Raw genomic sequence first — 21,855 nt, 5'->3', positions numbered from 1 at the left:
AAGGCGATTAGGGTACTGCACGAAAAAATTAAAAGAGAATTCGCTTATCAGACATTTATTGAAACCATAGCGGGGAAGCATATCGAATGCGAATTAAAAGCCGTTATGGATTTTATCCATTACGGCTTGTTTGAGGCTTTGAAGGAGAAAGACTTCAAGACTTTCTCCGGTATCCCGCTATTTTGTTTCAATAAACAATGGCTGATAATAAGAATTCTCTTTCAAGCACCATCCCTGCTAACACCATAATCGCCGCCCTTGGCGGAACTTTTGAACGCACAAAAAAACTCTCTCGAAGTGAGAGAGTTTGTAAAGTTCTTATTTGAGACCGTATTTTTTGTTGAAACGATCCACACGTCCGTCTGCTTGAGTGAATTTTTGACGACCTGTGTAGAATGGGTGAGAATCAGAAGTGATTTCCACACGTAGTAATGGGTATTCGTTACCGTCTTCCCATACAACAGTTTCACTTGAAGTCTTTGTTGAACCTGATAAGAATTTGAATCCTGTAGTTGTATCCATGAACACTACTGGATGATAATCTGGGTGAATTCCTTGTTTCATTTCTATTCCTCCTGCCCTGAATTATTTGCTAATCCAGAGTTATTTATTTTCGCATGCATAATGCAACACGAATATAATACCATGCTCAAATTGAATTTGCAATAGTTTTATTCTTCCCCTAATTCTAGCCCTGGAACAGCATTCAAATCCATTTTCGCAAAGTCTTTTTGCATGTATTTAGTAAAGGCTGCAGCACCAATCATCGCCGCATTATCTCCACAAAGTGACAATGGCGGGATGGAGAATGTGACTGTTGGATAGTGCTCTTCCATCATCTGTGTCATCGCTGTACGAAGCCCTTTATTGGCAGCCACTCCTCCTGCTAACACGAATTGTTTTACAGGATAAGCTTTAAGCGCACGTCTTGTTTTTTCGACTAAAACTTCTACGACACTGGCTTGGAAACTAGCAGCTAAATCTTCGGGGACAATCTCTTCGCCTTTTTGTTTGGCGTTATGAACACGATTGATGACCGCTGATTTTAATCCACTAAAACTGAAATCAAAATGGTCTTCATGAATCATCGCACGTGGAAAGTCGTAAGTGTCCGTTCCTAGATGAGCTAATTCATCCATTTTCTTTCCACCAGGATAGGGCAAGTTCAAAATACGACCAATCTTATCATACGCTTCTCCTGCCGCATCATCTCTTGTTTCACCGATAATTTGGAACTTTCCATCTTCTGGCATATACACCAATTCTGTATGCCCTCCGCTGACCACAAGTGCCATTAAAGGAAACTGAAGAGGTTCTACAAGTTGATTAGCATAAATATGCCCTGCCATGTGGTTCACTGCAATCAGTGGTTTTCCACTCGCTAATGCCAAGGCTTTCGCTGCAGAAATCCCAATGAGAAGTGCTCCCACAAGTCCTGGACCGTATGTCACCGCAATAGCATCCATATCATCCAAAGTTTTGCCTGCTTTAGCAAGAGCTTCGTCGATAACCTGCGTAATTTGTTCGACGTGATGGCGGCTGGCAATCTCTGGCACAACCCCTCCAAAACGCATATGACTTTTAATTTGAGAGGCAACAATATTTGAAAGGATGGTATTTCCGTTTTGAATCACGGCTGCACTTGTCTCATCACAACTACTTTCAATTGCTAGAATCAATGTTTCTTTCATATTGTTCCTCCTATCTTTGTTCAATTTCTAAGCGATATTCAATCGCATCTTCTACTGGATCACTATAATAATCTCTTCTCGTATGGAAGGCTTCGAATCCAAGAATTTCATATAAATATTGAGCACGCTTGTTGCTTTCACGTACTTCTAAAAAGACAACTTTCACATCTCTTTGTTTCAAGTCATATAAGGCCATTTGCCATAAACGTTGTGCGAGCCCTTTACCTTGATAGTCTTTAGCAATTACGATATTCGTTATCGTTGCTTCATCAAGAACTGCTTGGACTCCAAGGAATCCTACTAATTGGCGTTGCATCCATACTCCGTAATACGTGTTTGCTGGATTCTCCAAATCTGCAAGGAAACTCTCGACGCTCCAATGATTGGGATGCTCGTAATTTTCTTGTACTAACTCAACTAATGCTTCAGCCATCGCTAAATCAGCTGGTTGAAGTCTTGTAAAAGAGTACTCTGACGAATGGAAGGAAGATGGCGTTTTTGGTGGTAATGTATAGAGCATTTCTACAGCATCCTCATTTTCAGGAGTATAATAATTTTCCTTCGTTCCCATAACGCTATAACCATTCTTTCTATATAAACGAATTGCTTTGGTATTCGATACTCGAGCTTCTAAAGTAATTTCTTTTTTATCAAGGGCTCTTGCAATTTTTTCAATTGCTTTTAACAATAATGTAGCTACATTTAAAAAACGATAATCGTGTAGTACAGCTACATTTGTAATATGTAAATCCGTACTCTCTGTCGTTCTTGCACCGATAAAGCCAACAATATCCTTTTCCACTTCCAGTACGATATAAATGGCATCAGGATTATAGGCAACATCTTTTTCAAGAATATCTTTTGCCCATGGCGACTCTCCGTTATAAGCTGCCTCTTCCACTTCAAAAATACGAGCGGCATCTTCTGGAATTCCAATTCGAATTTTGGCTTGCGCCCCATTTCCAAGAATGACTCTTTTTTCAAAATTTTCAAATTGATTGCGAATCGGTTCTTTCTGTTGCGACCCGTCTAGAAACAGTACTTTGATTTTTTCAAACCACTGAATGAAGCGTTCTTTAAACTCGTTCCACATACACTGACCCCTTTTCTAAAGGATGCTCAGCTTGCCAATTCTCTTCAGCTTCTGCCAGTTTCAAGTACATTGGGACAAATACGTCCGCATCAACAGCTTCCTTATTTCTTCCTAATTCAATGAGCGATGTTGCGTGAGGAATAGCGTCAGGCCCTTCAAGCCACTTCGCCTCACTCGCTCCTTTTTCTACGATTGCATCTTTTGTAATCGATTGTAATTGCCCTACAAAAGTTACTCCCATTGCAAATTCCGGCAACACTTTCAAGAAATCATCCCATGAAATATGTTGCTCTGGAATCACCTTTTTAAACCCTTCTTCAGTCTTTTGATAGCCTACCGCGAAAATATTTCGACGTCTAGCATCAAAAAACGGTACAACGATTTTTCCTACTTCCACTTTAGAAGCAAGGTTCGGTAAAAAGACGTCGAGACTGGAGACGCCAACAAGTGGAATCCCCAGACTCTTTGCGAGTGTTTTAGCAATAGTAACGCCAATTCGAAGTCCCGTATAAGAACCGGGTCCTTCAGCAACAATAACCTTCGTTAAATCTTTTGCTGTAATGCCGGCTTCTTCAAAAACGGCTTCAATGGTTGGCACAAGGAGAACACTATGTTGCAACGTGTTCTCAATCGTTTGTTCAATCATGGTACCGTTTGTCAGTTCTACAGCGACCGATAATGTCTTATTCGATGTATCTAGTGCGAGGATTGTCATACGGCACTTCCTTTCTAACTATTTCGTAAATTCATGCATGAAGGCGCTAAATGCTTCTTGGCCTTCTTTTGTTTGTTTAAAGACGCCTGCATATTCTAACACACGGCAGAATTTTGCACTCACCGCTTTTTGTAAAAATGCGTCTACAGTTTCTTTCGTTGGTTCTTGTGCTTTCAATTCTTTTGCCCATTCTTGGTGAATGGTTGCGACTGCTTCAAGAGGTGCTTCTCCAACAAGATAGTCTCTCACTTCGCGAAGCTCGCGTTCAAGACGTGGCGGCAAAATCGCAAGCCCCATCACTTCAATTAAACCAATATTTTCTTTCTTAATATGTTGTACATCCGCATGTGGATGGAAAATTCCATCTGGAAACTCCTCTGTCGTACGGTTGTTACGTAATACTAAATCAAACTCATACGCATCTCCTTGACGGCGCACGATTGGAGTAATCGCATTATGCGGTTCGCCGTTTGATTCACGTAAGATTTCAAGGTCTTTGTTTTCGTAGTCTTCCCATGCTTTTAAGATATCAACTGCTACTTCAAATACTTCCTCACGATTATTTCCGCGAAGACGAAGCGCAGAAAGTGGCCAGTATAGACGTTCGATTTTAACGGTATCAAACTTCTTAGAAATTCCAGTTTCCAAGACTTTAGCAAGGTTCATTGGGAATACGTAACGTCCCCCTTGATAGTGGTTATGACTTAAAATCGATCCTCCAACAATTGGAAGCCCTGCATTTGACCCTACAAAATAATGAGGGAATTGTGTCACGATTTCAAGAAGTCTGCTAAAGGCTCCCTCATCCACTTTCATTGGCTCTAGATTTTCAGACAAGAAGATGGCATGCTCTGAATAATAAGCATATGGAGAATAATGGTAGCCCCAAGACTCTCCACCAAGTTCCATTCCAACAATACGGTGGTTGGCACGACCTGGCCAATTGATACGACCATGGTAGCCTACGTTTTCAAAGCATAAACGGTTGGCAGGATAATTGAAATCCTTCGATTGCGCTGCTTTGATAATTTCTTCTTTCGTTTTTTCTGGTTTTGATAAATTAATCGTGATTTCTAAATCGCCATACTCTGTTTCTCCGTTAAAAGAAATATTTTTAGCGATATCATTGACCTTAATTAAGTTCAAATCGAGCGCCATTTTATAAAACGCGTCTGTCGCTACTTTAGGTCCTTCTTCGTATTTATTCCAGAATAGACGGTTCAATTCTGAAGGTTTTGGAATCACAAGGTTCATTAGCTCTTGTTCAAGCCAGTCGCGTTCTTCAGCGTCATCTGCAATCCTCCCTGCTTCAACAGATGCCTCCACCACGTTCGCCATTGCTTCTAATAGAGATGGTTGATCGATTTCTTTACAAGCCTCAAAAGATTCTTCTCCCACTAAATAAAGCACGCGATTTAATAAATAGCTACGATCCTCTTTTGATACATACCCTGATTCAATCGCACTATTTACAAACTCCTGAATCGCTTTATTCATTTTCATAATCTGGTCCCCCTACCAACTAAAATTCATTCCTATTAATATGCACGTGCAATCCAAACTGTATGCACAGCCGGTTTGCCAGTAACGATACATTTCTCTTTTTTCACTGGAGCGTTAAATGGAATGTTACGAGTTGTGAAGCCTGTTTCTTCTTTGATTTTCGCTTCACTTTCTTCTGTTCCGTCCCAACCAACTAATACCCAACCAGGTACTTCGCCAGCTTCGCGTTTTGCTTCGATGTGAGCTTTCAACTCATCTAAAGTATCAATGTTTGTATATTCATTAGAAGCACGCATCGCACGAGCAGTTTCTAACATACGAACTTGCATTTTATCTAATTCAGATAAAATGGTATCTACTAAAACGTCGAATCCAACTGCTACTTTTTCATCTAAGTCACGCATTTTTGTCATCACTTGATTATTTTCTAAGTCGCGAGGTCCGCATTCGATACGCATTGGGACACCACGTAATTCCCACTCATTGAATTTGAATCCTGGTGAGTTGTCAGTGTCATCGATTTTCACACGTAATCCAGCAGCTTTCAATTCTTTTTGAAGCTCTTCTAATTTTTCTAAGATGGCTGGATTTTTCTTCCATGGTCCAACAGGAATTAAGACTACTTGTGTTGGAGCCACTTTTGGAGGTAATACTAACCCTTTTTCGTCCCCATGAGTCATAATTAATGAACCGATTAAACGAGTAGATACTCCCCATGAAGTTGTATGGGCGTATACATGTTCATTTTCTTTTGTTAAATATTTGATGTCAAACGCTTCAGCGAATTTTGTTCCCATATAGTGAGAAGTTCCCGCTTGAACAGCTTTACCGTCTTTCATCATTGCTTCGATGGAGTAAGTGTCTACTGCCCCTGCGAAACGCTCTGACGGAGTTTTTTGACCTTCGTAAACTGGCACTGCTAATACGCCTTCTACAACTTCTTTATAAACCTCTAACATCTTCATTGTTCTGCGACGTGCATCTTCTTCATCTGCATGCGCTGTATGTCCTTCTTGCCATAAGAATTCTGAAGTACGTAAGAATGGTAAAGTTTTCTTTTCCCAACGGAATACATTTGCCCATTGGTTAATTTCATATGGAAGATCACGGTATGAATTAATCCAGTTTGAAAAAGCTGTTCCAATCATTGTTTCACTTGTTGGACGTAGTGCTAAACGTTCTTCTAATTTTTCGCCAGCTGCTTCTGTCACCCATGGTAATTCAGGCGCGAATCCTTCAATATGGTCTGCTTCTTTTGTGAAGAAGCTTTCTGGAATTAACATTGGGAAGTATGCATTACGAATGCCTTCTTCTTTAAAACGACGGTTAAATTCCTCTTGAATATGTTCCCAGATTTCATATCCGTCTGGTTTGAAAATCATACATCCACGCACTGGTGAATAGTCCATTAAATCTGCTTTTTGAATGGTTTGAATATACCATTTAGAAAAATCTTCTCTTTGTAAGTTTGTTTTTTCTGCCATCTGCTTAGCTCCTTTTCATTTTTTGTGAAATAAAAAAAGCCACTCCCCTAAAAAGGACGAATGACTCGCGGTACCACCTTAATTACACTTACTTTGTAAATGTCTCTTTAACATTGATAACGATGATTTCACCGGATTATTTTCATAATCACTTCGTTTGGTAGGTTCAGTTAAAGAGCGGGGGTTCTTTCTCAGCAATCAGAACTTTCTGTACCCATCATTTCACTTACTTTTCCAAGTCCTATCCTACTCTAAACACACTCGTAAAGCAAGTGTTTTCTTGCTGTAAACTAGTCGTTTTTTGCTGTTTGCTCTATGTACTCCATCAAGTTCGTTGAATGCTGGTATTTAATAGCCGCACTTAAGTCTTTTTCTAAGATGACTTTCTCTAAATCAATTCCGTTTACTCCTGCAATAGCAATCGTATAATGAATTACGTCTGCCAGTTCTTTCCCTAATTCTTCGATCACAGCTTCTTTATCTCCATCTTTTCTTCCGTCTCGGATGCTAATTTGTTCAGCAACTTCACCAATTTCTTCCACTAATTTAATAAAAAGTCCTTGATCATTGTTTCTATTCTTATATACATTTTCTAAGTATTCTTGATACTTTTTAATTGTTAGTTTTGACATCTTCTCACGCTCCAAAAAATAGCAATAGACATAGAGTCTATTGCTATTTTACATAATTTATTTAGGCAAATAAAGACAGATACTGCAGAGAGTTATGAGCCATTTCTTGGCACTTTTCATCGTATCCTGTAGTTGAACTCGCCATCGCAGAAATGGCGTGCGTTTCCCGAAATATCCGCACGGCTGTCTCAGCCGCTTACGGTATTCCGGTCCAACATTCCATTTCTGGGCGCGATGGCTCGTATCCTATCGTTTATCTATTGCTTTGACGGTTAAATCTCCAATAATTTGAATGATGAATACTAAAACAAGGATAGCTACTGTTGCTACAAAAATGATATCTTGTTTGTTTCTAGTAAATCCAATCATATAAGCAAGGTTTCCTAATCCACCTGCTCCGATTGCACCGGCTACAGCAGTAGAACCTACAAGTGCAATGGCGGTTACCGTAATTCCTGAGACAAGAGCTGGTAAAGATTCTGGAATTAAAACCTTTGTGATAATTTGACGAGTATTCGCCCCCATCGACTCAGCTGCTTCAATCACTCCAGAAGGAATTTCATTTAAAGCAATATCGACTAGTCGAGCATAGAATGGAGCTGCACTAATCACTAAGGTTGGAATTGCCCCTTTTGGACCAATAATGGTGGTCATAATCGCCTTTGTAAATGGCATCAGCAAGGTTAATAAGATAATAAACGGAATAGAGCGGAACACATTGATAATGCCTCCTAAAATAAAATGAACAAACTTATTTTGGAGACTACGTCCTTTTCCCGTTAAAAATAGCAAAATACCTAGTAGCAAACCAATGACAAAAACATAAAAAGTTGGAATAAAGGTCATATATAATGTTTCATTAGTCGCCTTGATCACTTCATTCCAATTCACGTTTTCAAAAGAAAACATTTGTTGAAACAATTCTTCTATACTCGTTTGAGCTAAAAATACATTAAACATTCTCTAACACCTCCACAATAATTTCTGCTTTTTGAAGGTATTGAATAACTGCTTCTGCTTTTTCTTCGTTTTCTTCAATTAGAATAATCATACTACCCAGCACACCTTTTTGGGTTATATTCACTTTTGCTTGTAAAATTGATACTGTCGCATCAAGTTTTCGAATCGCCTCGGATAGAACAGCATCTCCTGTTCGATCTCCTAAATATTGAATACGCACGACTACACCAGGACGAAGAGAAGTCGCTAAGTGACTAAATACTTCTTCCATTTCATCTTCCACTCGTTCTTCCCCAACGAATTGTTTTGTAATAGGTTGTTTAGGATTCTTGAAGACTTCAATAACCTCCCCACTCTCAACCACTCGACCTTCTTCCATCACGGCTACACGATGACAAATTTGACGAACAACATGCATTTCGTGTGTAATCAACACAATTGTCAAACCTAATCTCTCATTGATTTCTACTAGCAATTTAAGAATATCTTTGGTTGTTTTAGGATCCAAAGCACTCGTTGCTTCATCACAAAGTAATACTTCCGGATCATTTGCAAGTGCACGAGCGATTCCCACACGTTGCTTTTGTCCCCCGGATAATTCTGAAGGATAAGCTTTTTCACGCCCACTTAATCCCACTAATTCAATCAATTCTTTGACTTTTCGATTACGGGCATCTTTAGCAACGCCTGCAATTTCTAGAGAAAAAGCAATATTTTCTTCCACGGTTCTAGACCAAAGTAGGTTAAAATGTTGGAAAATCATCGCAATTTTTTGGCGTTCTTTTAAAAGAGCTTTTCGTTTTAATTTAGTAATGTCTTTTCCATTAATAGAAATTTGTCCACTTGTAACTGATTCTAACCCATTCAACAAACGGATAAGTGTACTTTTACCAGCACCTGAAAAACCAATAATCCCAAAAATTTCTCCTCGGCTAATTTCTAAAGAGACATCTTTGACTGCCTCAACCGTGCCTTGTTTTGCTTTATAAGTTTTCGACACGTGTTCCACTTTAATCATCTCTTCACTCCTTCAACTGTTAAAAAAGAGTGGAAAGTCCAAGGCACATCCCTTAACGGCTTTCCACTCCTCTTGTTTCTGTTTAATAGTATATCACATTATTTCGCAGGAACTACAGAACCATCTGTATATTTCTCACTAATAAATTTACGGATTTCTTCACTTTGTAACACTTTAATTAATGCTTTAATTTTTGCATTATCTTTTTCTGATGGTTTTACTGCAATTAAGTTCGCATATGGAGAACTTTGATCTTCTAAAGCAATTGAGTCTTTAACTGGTGAAAGTTTTGCATCAATCGCAAAGTTTGAGTTAATAATCACTGCATCCCCTTCATTTGCTTCATAAGTAGAAACTAGCAATTCAGGAGCAATTTCAGTTTTAATTTGGATATTTTTTGGATTTTCCGCAATATCACTTAGTCCTGCAGTAACTGGGTTAACACCCTCTTTTAATTTAATTAAACCAGCTTTTGTAAAGAAGCTTAAGAAACGTCCTACTTCAGCAGGATTCGTTGAAGCATAAACTACAGCATTTTCTGGTAATTCTTGTAATGATTTGTATTTTTTAGAATAAATCGCCATTGGTTCAATGTGTACATTCCCAACTGATACTAAGTCTTGACCGTGTTCTTTGTTGAATTTTTCAAGATATGGGGTATGTTGGAAGTAGTTTGCATCAGCATCTCCACCATAAACAATATTATTTGGAGTCACATAGTCGTTAACGATATTAATTTCTAATTCATAACCTTCTTTTGCTAAAATCGGTTTTGCAGCTTCTAAAATTTCAGCATGAGGTGCTGGTGAAGCAACTACCGTAATTTTTTTATCTTCTGATTTTTCTGCTGTTGTTGTTTTTGACTCTCCTGATTGAGAATTATTGTTTCCGCATGCTACTAATGCTGTAGCTACAAGTCCTAAAGTTGCTGTTTTAAAGATTTTTGATAATTTCATATTTTTCTCTCCTTATTATTCCATAATTCATTTTGGAAACCCACATGCGCGCGTCGGGATTTCCACCAGATGGATGCATGATTGATTTGGTTTTGGGCCATAAAAAAAGCTTCTCCCCTATTTTAGAGGCGAAGTTTCGCGTTACCACTCTAGTTCCAATGAACCTCACAGTTCACTGCTTAAAAAGTACATTGCATTAGCAAGATACTTTTGTACTTTATCGAGTACAAGACGCAAAAGCTTGATCACCTTTGTTGCTCCCAGACCATTTTCAATAAAGTGCCCTGTATCCTTTCTCACCATCCGGATTCTCTTTCACATTCTTCTCTATTTACTTATCTGTTCATTGCATTGTTTTATCTGATGAAATTACTATATACGATAAGCTATCTTAGAGTCAATGCAAAATGCGTTATTTATATATATCAGTTTCTTTGAACTCGTTATAACTATTATGCATATTAAAAATAAAAAAGATGAGCATCTCTGCTCACCTTTAGTTTAAGATTTATTTCTTTAGGAATCTTCTCATTGAAAGAATAGACCCAAAAGCTCCGATAGTGATACCGATAGCAGCCATGGCCAATGAGACATAAATTAAGAATGGATTAGGATCAAGTAAGCTAAAACTTGAACCAGAGAAGAAGTCTGATCCACCTTTATAAATCCATAGATAGATTGACCACACTAATCCAATTGGAATAATAGAACCAAGTAATCCAATCATCCCACCTTCTAAGAAGAAAGGCCAGCGAATATACGCCTTTGTAGCTCCTACTAAGCGCATAATCTCAATTTCAGTTCTTCTTGAGTAAATTGTTGAGCGAATCGTGTTAGAAATTAAGAACATTGCTAACGCTAATAGCCCCACAATAATGACAGCACCGATATTTCGAGCTGTAGCAATAATTCGGAATAAATTATCCGCACGAGCCTCACCATAACGAACACGAGCTACGTAATCCATTCCTTCGATAGCTTTAGCAACTGCGCTTGTTTTTTGAGGTTCTTTTGCTTTTACGTCAAAAGCATTACGAAGTGGATTTCCATCATTTTTAAACAATGAAAATTCTTCAGCAAAGCTCTTTGTTACATCTTCTAATTCTTCATCTTTTGAACGGAATGTTACAGATTCTACATCCGCCAATTCTTTAATTTTCGCTTCTAATTGATCTGTCTTTTCCTGATCTGCTGCCAAATCAATATATACACGAACATTAACGTCATTTTCAATATCTGATCCAATTTTGTTCACATTAAATAGTAGTGAAACAAACACACCAACGATTAAAAGAATCATTGATACCGCAGAAACCGAACCAAACGTCATTAATCCGTTTCTGAAAAGACTCTTGAAGGCGTCACGTATATGACGACCCATCGTTCTAATCTTCATATCCGTATTCCCCCTGTTCTTGGTCACGAACAATTTGTCCACTTTCAATGGCTAAAACACGATGTTTTTTCTCGTTTACAATTTGACTATTATGAGTCGCCATCACAATGGTAGTTCCTTGTTCATTAATTCTTTCTAAAATATCCATAATTTCCATAGATGTATCCGGATCTAGGTTTCCTGTAGGCTCATCGGCAATTAAAATTCCCGGAGTATTCACAATTGCTCGAGCAATCGCTACACGTTGTTGTTCCCCACCAGATAATTCATTTGGGAAGTTATTCATACGGTGTTTTAAATTTACTAATTCTAACACTTCATCGACGCGGCGCTTAATTTCACGAGGAGATTTTTCAATTACTTCCATCGCATAAGCCACATTTTCATAAACTGTTTTATTTTGTAAAAGTTTAAAATCTTGGAATACGACACCAACATAACGGCGTAAGAATGGAATTTGACGATCTTTAATCTTCATCAAATCATATTTTCCCACACGAATTCTACCCTTTGTCGCTTTTTCTTCACGATACATCATTTTAATGAAAGTTGATTTCCCTGCACCAGAAGGTCCTACTACATAAACGAATTCTCCATCTTTAATTTGAATGGATAAATTATTAATAGCAGTGATACCTTTATTATATTTCTTAGTTACATTCATCATTTCAATCATAAACTCACCAGCTTTCTAATCCTACGATTTTTTTAATCTTCACTATTATAGCACCCTAATATTACAACACCTTCACATAAGATTACAGAAATATTAAATTAAGGATACGAGGGCGAACGCTCAGAGCCGAATCATTGGAAACAAACACCGCAAGGGACTTGGAACAAGTCGTGCGGATGTTTGTTGAAATGGACGTCGGCTCTGTGAGCCCGAGTTCAACTACTCAGGATACGAGGGAGAGAGACAGAAGCCAGGAATAACCTCACAGTGTGAGGTTATTCTGCTCTATCTAACTCCAAATCGTTCCTAATAGAACGATTTCCACACAGTTTATTAGGCTTTCTTGAGTCACGAGTGATGAAAAGAAAGTCAATAAACCACTGTGCCTTACTCAATGCACAAATAGGGTTGAATTTCTTGATAGGCACCGAAGCCCATCAAACTATCTAGGAAGTTTCATCCCATAATACCCCACCTAATTAAAATGAACTTAAAATAGTCACCCTCACAAGATAAAAACACCTAGCATTCACTAGGTGTCCATCTCTATGCTTCTTCTCCAGCCTTAGTACCTTCTAGAGTCCATTTTAAGTACGCATCCATGAACGAATCTAAGTCTCCATCCATCACCGCACCAATATTTCCTGTCTCATATCCAGAACGTAAGTCTTTTACCATTGAATAGGGGTGGAAGACATAATTTCGAATTTGAGAACCCCAGGCGATATCTTTTTGCTCACCACGAATAGCTGCCAATTCTGCCGCCTTCTTCTCTTCTTCTAATTGGAATAATTTCGCCTTCAACATCGCCATCGCTTGGTCTCTATTTTTAAATTGAGACCGTTGCGCCTGACTCTGCGTCACGATTCCAGTTGGAATATGTGTAATACGTACCGCAGAAGACGTCTTATTAATATGTTGTCCACCGGCACCGCTGGCACGATACACATCTACTTTTAAGTCATCTGGATTAATTTCAATATCAATATCTCCATCCATTTGCGGAACGACGTCTACCGAACAGAAGGATGTATGACGTTTCCCAGCTGCATCAAACGGTGAAATACGAACGAGTCTATGTACTCCTTTTTCAGAGCGTAAGTACCCATATGCATTCAACCCTTCAATCGATAAGGTAACAGATTTAATCCCAGCTTCATCCCCGTCTTGGTAGTCCACTGTTTCGACTCTGTAGCCATGCTTTTCAGCCCATCGCATATACATACGAAGAAGCATACTTCCCCAGTCTTGCGATTCTGTCCCCCCAGCTCCTGGGTGAATTTCTAGGATAGCACTGTTCTTATCATGTGGACCGTTCAGTAACATACTTAATTCGTACCGTTGTAAGTCTTTTTCAAGAGACTGAATCGCCTCAACGATTTCCGCATGCACTTCTTCATCTGGCTCTTCTTTATACATTTCAAATAATAAACTTGTTTCTTCATGAGCTAATTCCATTTTATGGAAAGTATCATAAATCGACTTTAATTCATTATTCTTTTGAATGACTTGATTCGCTTTTTCGCTATCATCCCAAAAAGATGGTTCAGACATTTCCTGCTCGTAAGCTGCGATATCTTCTTCTAGGCGATCTAAGTCAAAGAGACCTCCTATAGCTGATAATTTGCTCATTCATGGCTTCAAGTGCATTTCTAATTTCACTAATTTCCATATTGACCTCTTTCTAAAAGAAAACGGCGAAATGCTTCGCCGTCTCCCTTATTTATTAAGCTTTTTCTGAATCGTCATCAGAAGTTCTGTCGTGACCTGTAGCCACTACACTACGAACTCCTTGAACTTGTTCACGTTGTAAGTTTTGACGAATTTGAGATTTCATCAAGATACGCGTTACGTCATAATCGATTTCAGCAATCATTTGTTGGAATCGTTCGTATCCTTCAGTTTGGTACTCCGTTAATGGATCGATTTGTGCATATCCACGTAAACCAACACTTTGACGTAATTGGTCCATATCATCGATGTGATCTGTCCACTTACGGTCAACCACACGTAAGATAACTACTTTTTCGAACTCAAGCATTTGATTGTCGCCATTCAATTGCTCTTGTTTTTCTTTGTAGATTTCCATTGCTTTTTCATATAAGAGTTCTTCGATTTCAGCAGCTGTTTTGCCTTCTAAATCGCTAATTGAAAGTTCATCTGGAGCACAGATTGAGTTGTGAGCAAAGTCCACAATTCCCTCTAAGTTCCATTCTTTTTGATCCGCTAAAGTATGGCTTTCCACTACACGGTGGATAGTACGACGAATCATTCCTTTAGTTACATTTTCAAGTGATTTCTCTTCATTGATAATTTGTAAACGTTGAGAGTAGATGATTTCACGTTGTTCACGCATAACCTCATCGTACTCTAGGACACTTTTACGTGTATCGTAGTTGTTTCCTTCAACACGTTTTTGTGACGACTCCACTTGTTTGGTTAACATCTTACTTTGGATGAAGTTATCATCTTCTTCATCTGTTAAGTTTAGACGTTCCCAGATAGCTTGCATCTTTTCTCCACCGAAACGTTTCATTAAATCATCTTCTAATGAAAGGTAGAATTGTGTTGCACCTGGGTCCCCTTGACGTCCACTACGTCCACGTAATTGGTTATCGATACGACGGCTTTCGTGACGTTCTGTTCCGATTACGCAAAGTCCACCTAGTTCTTTCACGCCTTTACCAAGCTTAATGTCAGTACCACGTCCGGCCATGTTTGTCGCGATTGTTACAGCGCCACGTTGACCTGCTGACATGATAATTTCTGCTTCTTTAAAGTGGTTTTTCGCGTTTAGTACTTCATGAGGAATTCCTTCTTCGCGTAGTAAGTTCGAAATCAATTCACTTGTTTCAACCGCAACAGTCCCTACAAGGATCGGTTGTCCAACTTCGTGACGTTGTTTAATATCGTTAACAACCGCTTTAAATTTACTACGTAGAGATGGATAAATTAAATCTTGTCCGTCAACACGTTGAATTGGTCGATTTGTCGGAATAGCTACAACGTTCATGTTGTAAATTTCTCTGAATTCTTCTTCTTCAGTCTTGGCAGTCCCTGTCATTCCTGACAATTTACGATACATACGGAAGTAGTTTTGGTAAGTGATTGTCGCCATTGTCTTAGATTCGTTTTCAACTTCTACGCCTTCTTTAGCTTCAATCGCTTGGTGAAGACCATCTGAGTAACGACGACCTTCCATGATACGTCCAGTAAATCCATCAACGATTTTAACTTTACCTTCATCCACTACATAGTCGATGTCGCGTAACATAATGTAGTTTGCACGTAAAGCTTGGTCGATATGGTGCACAAGTGCTGCATTATCAACATCGTAAAGGTTTGGTAGGCGGAATGTTTGTTCCGCTTTGTTAATCCCTTCGTCTGTTAATGAGATTGTTTTAGAAGTTAAGTCGATTGTGTAATCTTCTTCCTCTTTTAAGCCTTTAACAAACATATCTGCACGTTGGTATAATACTGTTGATTTTTCAGCTTGTCCTGAAATGATCAATGGCGTACGCGCTTCGTCGATTAAGATTGAGTCTGTTTCATCGACAACTGCGTAGTTCAATGGACGTTGTACCATTTGTGATTTGTAAACCACCATGTTGTCACGTAAGTAGTCAAATCCTAATTCACTGTTTGTGCTATAAGTGATATCACTAGCATAAGCTGCACGTTTTTCTTCTGAAGACATTCCTGTTAAGTTTAACCCTACAGTCAAGCCTAGGAAGTTATATAACTCACCCATTTCGCGAGCGTCACGACTTGCTAAGTATTCGTTAACTGTAACTACGTGAACTCCGTCTCCTGATAATGCGTTTAAATATACAGGCATTGTCGCTGTTAAAGTTTTACCTTCACCAGTACGCATTTCCGCAATGTTCCCATCATGAAGTGTAATTCCTCCCATGATTTGAACTTTATATGGGAATAAGCCTAATACACGTTTAGCTCCTTCACGTACTAACGCGAATGCTTCAGGAAGAAGAGCATCTAAACTTTCCCCTTTAGCATATCTCTCTTTAAATTCTTCAGTTTTTACTGGAAAATCAGCATCTTCTAATGCAGCCATTTGAGATTCTAACGCAATTACTTTATCCGCTAATTTCCCTAAACGACGTAATTCGCGCTTATCATTTTCAACTAACTGTCTCAAAAAATTTGCCATTTAATTAACTCCTTTTTTATCTTCATCAATCGTCCTTATCTTAAAGTATGTAGATGATGAATATTTTAAAACTAATAAAGTCCTACAAATTGGTAACTAGACCTATTGCATCTTATTCATTTTACCATTGTTTAGCTAATTAAGAAAGCAAAAAAAGGTGACTTTTTCAAAGTCACCCGATTTTTTTATTAATTTGTTTCAATCAAACCATATTTTCCATCTTTACGACGGTAAACAATGTTTGTTTCGTTCGTTTCAGCATCTTGATAGATAAAGAAGTTATGTCCTAACATGTTCATTTGAAGAACAGCTTCTTCGCTATCCATTGGTTTTAAATCAATTCGTTTTGTACGAACGATTTCTAATCCTGTTTCCTCTTCTTCCGGAGCTTCAGGAAGTGTTGGTAACACAATATCGAAACCTTTTTCACGAGATTTACGATTGATTTTTGTTTTATGTTTACGAACTTGTCTTTCCAGTTTGTCTACTACTAAGTCAATGCTTCCATATAAATCAATTGAAGTTTCCTCAGCACGTAGAACTAAATAAGGAAGTGGAATTGTTACTTCAACTTTTGCAGTCTTTTCAGTGTAGACTTTTAAGTTAACGTAAGCAGTCGCATTAGCTACGTCAGTAAAATACTTTTCAAGTTTGCTAATTTTCTTTTCTGCGTATTGACGAATCGCTTCTGTGACCTCAATATTTTCTCCACGGATATTATATTTAAACATAATACTCTCCCCTTTCATCTGGAAAACCAGATTTGAAGAAATACCCTAAGGACCACTCTTAGGAATTGCTTCGTTTGATTTCTATAGTTTTATTATAAAGCATGATCCTTGTTTTTACAACCGTTTTCAAGCTCTCTTTCATTAAGAATTAGTAAGGAAAGTCTTTATTTTTGCGAACTTTTCTTTACCTTTTTCGTTTCCATTACCTAAATAGTTTCTTCTTCATTTTATAAATTCTCTATTATTATTTTCCTTTTTCGACCCCGTTAAATACATTGAATCTCAAATACTTTAACAAAACAACATAAAAATTTCATCAAAAGAAACCGTTTTAATTGTATAGTGAAATTATAAACAAACTATAAAGGAGTTATGATTATGGAAAAAGTATTTGCTAGTCCGTCTCGTTATGTTCAAGGGAAAGATGTTCTTAAAACTGGACTTTCTCATGTTTTGTCCCTTGGTGATCGACATCTTCTTCTTTGCGACCCTATTGTTTATGATTTAGTCGGTAAAGAACTAGAAGAAAATCTCCTTAAAGAAGGTGCGTTTGTTCATCGTGAAATCTTCCATGGTGAAGCAACCAATGATGAAGTTCACCGCGTTGCTGAAGTCGTGAAGGAACATCACTTGAATGTTGTCATCGGCTTAGGTGGTGGTAAATCTATCGATACAGCTAAAGCGATTGCGGATGATTCGAATTGTCCAGTAGCAATTTTACCAACGATTGCTTCGACAGACGCTCCAACTTCAGCTCTGTCTGTTATTTATTCAGCTGAAGGCGTGTTCGAACGCTATCGTTTCTATAAGAAAAATCCTGAATTAGTTTTAGTGGATACAAAAGTCATTGCTAACTCTCCTGTTCGATTATTAATCTCAGGTATTGCTGACGCGCTTGCAACTTGGGTGGAGGCTCGTGCGGTTATTGAAGCCCAAGGAGGCACAATGGTCGGTCAAGTGCCAACTCTTGCAGCAGAAGCCATCGCTCGTGTTTGCGAAAGTACTTTATTCGAAAATGGTCTACAAGCTGTAGCAGCGGCAAACGCAAAAGTAGTTACTCCAGCTTTAGAAGCCGTTGTCGAAGCCAACACACTTCTCAGCGGTATCGGTTTTGAATCTGCTGGTCTAGCAGCTGCTCATGCCATCCATAACGGATTCACTGCAATTCATGGAGACATTCATTCTCTTACTCACGGTGAAAAAGTCGCCTATGGTACATTAACACAACTGGTATTAGAAAATCGTCCAAAAGAAGAACTTGATAAATACATTACTTTCTACAAAGCACTCGGATTACCAACTACGCTTAAAGAAGTGAAATTGGATTCTGTTCCTTATGAAGACTTACTCAAGATTGGAACCCTTGCAACACAAGAAGGTGAAACCATCCACCAAATGGCCGTTGACTATACCGCCGAAGATGTCGCAAATGCTCTGCTCGCTCTTGACCAATATGTCACTACAAGATTCTAAAATTAACTAAGTCAACTAGCCCAAGCTGATTACTGCTTGGGCTAGTTTAATGAATGCTTTTGTATCATTAATGATACAAAAACATTTATGATACACTTTTTATCTAAATAATGTCAGAGATTCCACTTCTTCAACACCCATTTCCCTCAACGTTCTTGCGGCAAGATGGATTGTTGCACCTGTTGTATAAACATCATCCACTAGTAAAACTTTCTTTGGAATCACCACACTCTCTTTTATTTTGAAGGGTTGCTTCAACTGCAAGCGTTCTTGCCTTGTTTTCTCCGATTGCTTCTTTCCACTGCCTATATGTTCTAAAAGCGAAACGGTAGAAACATGACACTGTTCCAGTATATACGGAATCGTCTCGAACTCTCTCTTCATTAGACTTGCTTTGGACGAAGGTAATGGACAAAGAACGAAACCATTCTTTTGATACTTAAGCAACTCTTGCCTTAACTCTTTTATAACCAACACCGTCACTCTTGTATCTCCTACAAATTTGAACAACTCCATAAACTTTCGCCCTGCCTCGTCATAAGCATATAAGGCAGTGTTCTTTAAAAGAACTGCTTCTTTTACTTGATGCCATTTTTGACAATCCGGGCAAACTTCCACTTTCGTCATCAGTCGTCCGCACTCTAGGCAAGTTGGATGTTTTTTTAATTCCATAAAAGGCTTTTCACAATGGACGCAAATACACTTTCGGTTTGCACCCAGTAAAAACGAGAGTATTGGCTGAGCTCGATCAACTTCTTCTCCGCACCATAAACATTTCATTTGGACTCCCTCCCAAGAAGCGCTTGTTGATTTAAGTCTTTGATTTCCCAGACCGCCTGAACCATCGCCTTTGTTTTCCCATTATGAAAATACACAACTTCTCCTGTCGGGCATTCTGCGGTCCGTCCAACGCGTCCTGCGATCTGCACCAATACCTCTCTTGAGAATTCCTCTTCGTGGGCATTGACGACACAAACATCGACTCCTGAAAAAGTCACTCCTCGCTCTAAAATGGTTGTTGTCACAAGAAAATCGAGCTCTCCTGATCTCATCTGCGCAATTCTCTCTTGCCGATACGGTTCTTTAGAACTAACCGTCTCGAATTTTGCATTTGGAAACTGTCGTCTGAGAACTATTTCAATCGGAACAAGGAGTATAATTCGTGGTACAAATAACAAAAACCGTTTGCCTGCTTTAACATGTTCCTCTATAAACCGCTGAACAGATTTTGGCACTTTCTTCTTTTTCAATCTTTTGTCTAAATCTCCGATAAAACTCATCGTTGGTACTACTAGTGGTTTCTTGTGATATCGCTCTGGTAACAAAGATACCGACAGTTCTTTCCGTTTGATTCTTTTTTCTAGCGTCTGGGAAGGTGTTGCTGTTAAATACAGCAAACAGCCATCCTCTTTCACCGCTCGATGGACTGCACGAATCAGTAATTCATTATCCCGGTATGGGAATGAGTCCGTCTCATCAATCACCACTAAATCAAATGCGCGGTAGAACCTGAGCATCTGGTGCGTCGTTGCAATCGTAAGCGCCACTCTCTTATACCCTTCATCCGACTGCGAGTGCAAGACGTTTTGTTCAACTGCTGGGAAAGCTTCCTTCAAACGAGGCGCCAACTCCACACATACATCAATTCTTGGTGCGGCAATAGCGACTCTCTTTCCTTGTTGTAACATCCATTCGATGCTCGAAAAAATCATCTCCGTTTTCCCTGAACCTGTCACTGCCCAAAGTAGGTGCTCACGAAAACCAGTTTGCTTTACAACTTTCAAGCATTCCAAAGATAGCTGTTCCTGTTTTGTGCTCAATGTATGTTTATAGTGCGCTAAGGCTTCTTCTCTTTTTAGAAAAGGCTGCTCTTCTTCAGGTGTCGCAATTATGACACTACACTCCTTTACCTTTCCCATTGCGATGCACTTCAAGCAATACCAACATTCACCTTTTGTACAATTGATGCAAGGTCCTTTCGCAAATTCCAACGAATCGGTATTCCCACAAAATCGGCACTGCTTCTGCCTATTTTTGATAGTAATCCCCACATCTAGCACTGCATTAGGAGAAACTTTACGCTCTTCTAGCATCGATTGAAACACTGCCTGGATTCGCCCAACTGTCTCTTCCATCTTCACCACCTCATTCCAAACTACGCAAAAAAACAGAAGAAGATTTCTCTTCTTCTGTTTTTTGTTTGAAAGGAGTGCTTCTATTATGAGAAGAATGCGAGTAATACCCCTGCCGCAATCGCACTACCGATAACTCCGGCTACGTTTGGTCCCATTGCGTGCATTAATAAGTAGTTACTTGGGTCTTCTCTTTGTCCTTCTTTTTGTACAACACGAGCGGCCATTGGTACGGCAGATACCCCTGCAGCACCGATCATTGGATTAATCTTACCGCCTGATAATTTGTACATCAATTTACCCATTAGAACCCCCGCTGCTGTTCCTCCAGCAAAAGCGATTAACCCTAATAAAGTAATTTTAAGAGTTGATACGGATAAGAATAATTCCCCTGTTGCTTTTGCTCCAACGGTTAATCCTAAAATAATAGTAACACCGTACATCATCGCATTTTGTAGAACTTTTGTAATGTTTGGAACTACCTTAATTTCTTTAATTAAGTTACCGAGCATTAAGCATCCTACTAAAGGTGTTGCACTTGGTACTAATAAGCTGACGAAAATCGTAACGATGATTGGGAAAAGAATTTTTTCCGTTTCACTGACTTTACGGTTTTCTGTCATCTTCACTAGACGTTCTTTCTTCGTTGTAAGCGCACGAATAATTGGCGGTTGAATGATTGGCACAAGCGCCATATATGAGTACGCTGCTAGGGCGATTGCTGGTAATAAGTGCGGTGCAAGTCTTGTTGTTAAGAACAAGGCGGTGGGTCCATCCGCACCCCCGATGATTCCTACTGAAGCGGCTTCTTGCGGTGTCATTCCCCACATTACTGAAAGGAAGAATGCGACGAAAATACCGAATTGAGCTGCCCCACCAAGCAAGATAGTTTTCGGATTAGCTAGTAGCGGGCCGAAGTCTGTCGAAGCTCCTAAGCAAAGGAAAATCAACGGTGGATAAATCCCAAGGTTCGTTCCTTGATATAAGTAATACAAGAGTCCACCAGGTCCATTTTCAGTAGGAGCATCCATTAATCCTGCTAACGGTAAGTTTACAAGGAGCATCCCGAACGCAATCGGAACCATTAAGTATGGTTCATACCCTCGTTTAATCCCTAGATATAGAAACACACAGGCGATAATTAACATAATGATATTTTGAATTGTTAAATTATAGAGCCCACTCGTTTCAATCAACTGTTGAATGACTTCCATAAACCATCGC

Annotated in this window: 19 protein-coding genes and 1 other annotated feature; of the genes, 1 reads left to right on the top strand and 18 read right to left on the bottom strand. The window is 39.0% G+C overall.

The window, feature by feature from the left end:
* Positions 1–318 precede the first annotated feature (318 nt).
* The 15 genes from NQ540_RS03220 to hpf form a co-directional block, all read right to left on the bottom strand.
* Entirely contained in the window at positions 319–564 is a 246-nt protein-coding gene (locus tag NQ540_RS03220; RefSeq protein ID WP_005604946.1) for a type B 50S ribosomal protein L31, read from the bottom strand.
* Between the two features lie 107 nt (positions 565–671).
* Entirely contained in the window at positions 672–1,691 is a 1,020-nt protein-coding gene (tsaD, locus tag NQ540_RS03215) for a tRNA (adenosine(37)-N6)-threonylcarbamoyltransferase complex transferase subunit TsaD (protein WP_005604945.1), read from the bottom strand.
* A gap of 10 nt (positions 1,692–1,701) precedes the next feature.
* Positions 1,702–2,784, bottom strand: coding sequence for a ribosomal protein S18-alanine N-acetyltransferase (gene rimI / locus NQ540_RS03210; protein WP_005604944.1), 1,083 nt, complete (start codon positions 2,782–2,784; stop codon positions 1,702–1,704).
* Entirely contained in the window at positions 2,768–3,499 is a 732-nt protein-coding gene (gene tsaB / locus NQ540_RS03205) for a tRNA (adenosine(37)-N6)-threonylcarbamoyltransferase complex dimerization subunit type 1 TsaB (protein WP_005604943.1), read from the bottom strand. Before tsaB ends, rimI begins: the two co-directional genes overlap by 17 nt.
* 18 nt (positions 3,500–3,517) lie before the next feature.
* On the bottom strand, positions 3,518–5,002 hold the full coding sequence (locus tag NQ540_RS03200; protein WP_005604942.1) for a UDP-glucose--hexose-1-phosphate uridylyltransferase: 1,485 nt from the start codon (positions 5,000–5,002) through the stop codon (positions 3,518–3,520).
* Between the two features lie 35 nt (positions 5,003–5,037).
* Positions 5,038–6,486 (bottom strand): proline--tRNA ligase, encoded by a 1,449-nt coding sequence (proS, locus tag NQ540_RS03195; RefSeq protein ID WP_005604941.1) that lies wholly within the window; start codon positions 6,484–6,486, stop codon positions 5,038–5,040.
* Positions 6,487–6,535: 49 nt separating this feature from the next.
* Positions 6,536–6,737 (bottom strand) — a binding site (T-box leader).
* Between the two features lie 39 nt (positions 6,738–6,776).
* Entirely contained in the window at positions 6,777–7,118 is a 342-nt protein-coding gene (locus NQ540_RS03190) for a MazG nucleotide pyrophosphohydrolase domain-containing protein (protein WP_005604940.1), read from the bottom strand.
* A 246-nt stretch (positions 7,119–7,364) separates the two neighbouring features.
* Complete coding sequence (locus tag NQ540_RS03185) at positions 7,365–8,078, bottom strand: methionine ABC transporter permease (protein WP_005604939.1); 714 nt, start codon at positions 8,076–8,078, stop codon at positions 7,365–7,367.
* Positions 8,071–9,096: a methionine ABC transporter ATP-binding protein gene (locus NQ540_RS03180; protein WP_005604938.1), complete on the bottom strand. Its 1,026-nt coding sequence runs from the start codon at positions 9,094–9,096 to the stop codon at positions 8,071–8,073. Before NQ540_RS03180 ends, NQ540_RS03185 begins: the two co-directional genes overlap by 8 nt.
* A gap of 98 nt (positions 9,097–9,194) precedes the next feature.
* On the bottom strand, positions 9,195–10,052 hold the full coding sequence (locus NQ540_RS03175; RefSeq protein WP_005604936.1) for a MetQ/NlpA family ABC transporter substrate-binding protein: 858 nt from the start codon (positions 10,050–10,052) through the stop codon (positions 9,195–9,197).
* Positions 10,053–10,560: 508 nt separating this feature from the next.
* The gene (gene ftsX / locus NQ540_RS03170; RefSeq protein ID WP_005604931.1) at positions 10,561–11,448 is read right to left on the bottom strand and encodes a permease-like cell division protein FtsX; all 888 of its coding nucleotides are present in this window, start codon (positions 11,446–11,448) and stop codon (positions 10,561–10,563) included.
* Complete coding sequence (gene ftsE, locus NQ540_RS03165) at positions 11,438–12,124, bottom strand: cell division ATP-binding protein FtsE (RefSeq protein WP_005604930.1); 687 nt, start codon at positions 12,122–12,124, stop codon at positions 11,438–11,440. The genes ftsX and ftsE overlap by 11 nt, the downstream gene beginning before the upstream one ends.
* Positions 12,125–12,670: 546 nt before the next feature.
* Positions 12,671–13,796 (bottom strand): peptide chain release factor 2 gene (gene prfB / locus NQ540_RS03160; protein WP_211204702.1). Its coding sequence is split into 2 segments (ribosomal slippage): positions 12,671–13,723 and positions 13,725–13,796, totalling 1,125 coding nucleotides; the frame shifts between segments, so codons are not numbered across the junction.
* A 54-nt stretch (positions 13,797–13,850) separates the two neighbouring features.
* Positions 13,851–16,295 (bottom strand): preprotein translocase subunit SecA, encoded by a 2,445-nt coding sequence (gene secA / locus NQ540_RS03155; RefSeq protein ID WP_005604926.1) that lies wholly within the window; start codon positions 16,293–16,295, stop codon positions 13,851–13,853.
* Between the two features lie 188 nt (positions 16,296–16,483).
* Positions 16,484–17,026, bottom strand: a complete 543-nt coding sequence (gene hpf / locus NQ540_RS03150; RefSeq protein WP_039848722.1) for a ribosome hibernation-promoting factor, HPF/YfiA family — start codon at positions 17,024–17,026, stop codon at positions 16,484–16,486.
* Positions 17,027–17,404: 378 nt separating this feature from the next.
* On the opposite strand from hpf, the gene NQ540_RS03145 reads away from it, so the two are divergent.
* The gene (locus NQ540_RS03145) at positions 17,405–18,499 is read left to right on the top strand and encodes a glycerol dehydrogenase (RefSeq protein ID WP_039848720.1); all 1,095 of its coding nucleotides are present in this window, start codon (positions 17,405–17,407) and stop codon (positions 18,497–18,499) included.
* A gap of 99 nt (positions 18,500–18,598) precedes the next feature.
* Here NQ540_RS03145 and NQ540_RS03140 read toward each other — a convergent pair whose 3' ends face one another.
* From NQ540_RS03140 to NQ540_RS03130, 3 genes are all read right to left on the bottom strand, one after another.
* Entirely contained in the window at positions 18,599–19,171 is a 573-nt protein-coding gene (locus NQ540_RS03140) for a ComF family protein (protein WP_223429378.1), read from the bottom strand.
* Between the two features lie 104 nt (positions 19,172–19,275).
* The gene (locus NQ540_RS03135; RefSeq protein WP_005604920.1) at positions 19,276–20,634 is read right to left on the bottom strand and encodes a DEAD/DEAH box helicase; all 1,359 of its coding nucleotides are present in this window, start codon (positions 20,632–20,634) and stop codon (positions 19,276–19,278) included.
* 83 nt (positions 20,635–20,717) lie between these two features.
* Positions 20,718–21,845 carry a sodium ion-translocating decarboxylase subunit beta gene (locus NQ540_RS03130; protein ID WP_005604919.1) on the bottom strand — a complete coding sequence of 376 codons (1,128 nt, stop codon included), beginning with the start codon at positions 21,843–21,845 and terminating at the stop codon, positions 20,718–20,720.
* Positions 21,846–21,855: the final 10 nt, after the last annotated feature.

The organism is Granulicatella adiacens ATCC 49175 (assembly GCF_025150565.1).
Taxonomy (GTDB): Bacteria; Bacillota; Bacilli; order Lactobacillales; family Aerococcaceae; genus Granulicatella; species Granulicatella adiacens.
The sequence above is the reverse complement of the archived record's forward strand: the minus strand, read 5'-3'. Positions and strand labels throughout refer to the sequence as shown.

Bases quoted from the DNA above. Each gene is read 5' to 3' on its own strand.
- NQ540_RS03185 (WP_005604939.1), bottom strand. From the start codon at position 8,078: ATGTTTAATGTATTTTTAGCTCAAACGAGTATAGAAGAATTGTTTCAA.
- NQ540_RS03145 (WP_039848720.1), top strand. From the start codon at position 17,405: ATGGAAAAAGTATTTGCTAGTCCGTCTCGTTATGTTCAAGGGAAAGAT.
- rimI (WP_005604944.1), bottom strand. From the start codon at position 2,784: ATGTGGAACGAGTTTAAAGAACGCTTCATTCAGTGGTTTGAAAAAATC.
- NQ540_RS03180 (WP_005604938.1), bottom strand. From the start codon at position 9,096: ATGATTAAAGTGGAACACGTGTCGAAAACTTATAAAGCAAAACAAGGC.
- hpf (WP_039848722.1), bottom strand. From the start codon at position 17,026: ATGTTTAAATATAATATCCGTGGAGAAAATATTGAGGTCACAGAAGCG.
- tsaB (WP_005604943.1), bottom strand. From the start codon at position 3,499: ATGACAATCCTCGCACTAGATACATCGAATAAGACATTATCGGTCGCT.
- proS (WP_005604941.1), bottom strand. From the start codon at position 6,486: ATGGCAGAAAAAACAAACTTACAAAGAGAAGATTTTTCTAAATGGTAT.
- tsaD (WP_005604945.1), bottom strand. From the start codon at position 1,691: ATGAAAGAAACATTGATTCTAGCAATTGAAAGTAGTTGTGATGAGACA.
- NQ540_RS03130 (WP_005604919.1), bottom strand. From the start codon at position 21,845: ATGGAAGTCATTCAACAGTTGATTGAAACGAGTGGGCTCTATAATTTA.
- ftsX (WP_005604931.1), bottom strand. From the start codon at position 11,448: ATGAAGATTAGAACGATGGGTCGTCATATACGTGACGCCTTCAAGAGT.
- NQ540_RS03140 (WP_223429378.1), bottom strand. From the start codon at position 19,171: ATGGAATTAAAAAAACATCCAACTTGCCTAGAGTGCGGACGACTGATG.
- NQ540_RS03135 (WP_005604920.1), bottom strand. From the start codon at position 20,634: ATGGAAGAGACAGTTGGGCGAATCCAGGCAGTGTTTCAATCGATGCTA.
- NQ540_RS03220 (WP_005604946.1), bottom strand. From the start codon at position 564: ATGAAACAAGGAATTCACCCAGATTATCATCCAGTAGTGTTCATGGAT.
- NQ540_RS03175 (WP_005604936.1), bottom strand. From the start codon at position 10,052: ATGAAATTATCAAAAATCTTTAAAACAGCAACTTTAGGACTTGTAGCT.
- NQ540_RS03190 (WP_005604940.1), bottom strand. From the start codon at position 7,118: ATGTCAAAACTAACAATTAAAAAGTATCAAGAATACTTAGAAAATGTA.
- ftsE (WP_005604930.1), bottom strand. From the start codon at position 12,124: ATGATTGAAATGATGAATGTAACTAAGAAATATAATAAAGGTATCACT.
- secA (WP_005604926.1), bottom strand. From the start codon at position 16,295: ATGGCAAATTTTTTGAGACAGTTAGTTGAAAATGATAAGCGCGAATTA.
- NQ540_RS03200 (WP_005604942.1), bottom strand. From the start codon at position 5,002: ATGAAAATGAATAAAGCGATTCAGGAGTTTGTAAATAGTGCGATTGAA.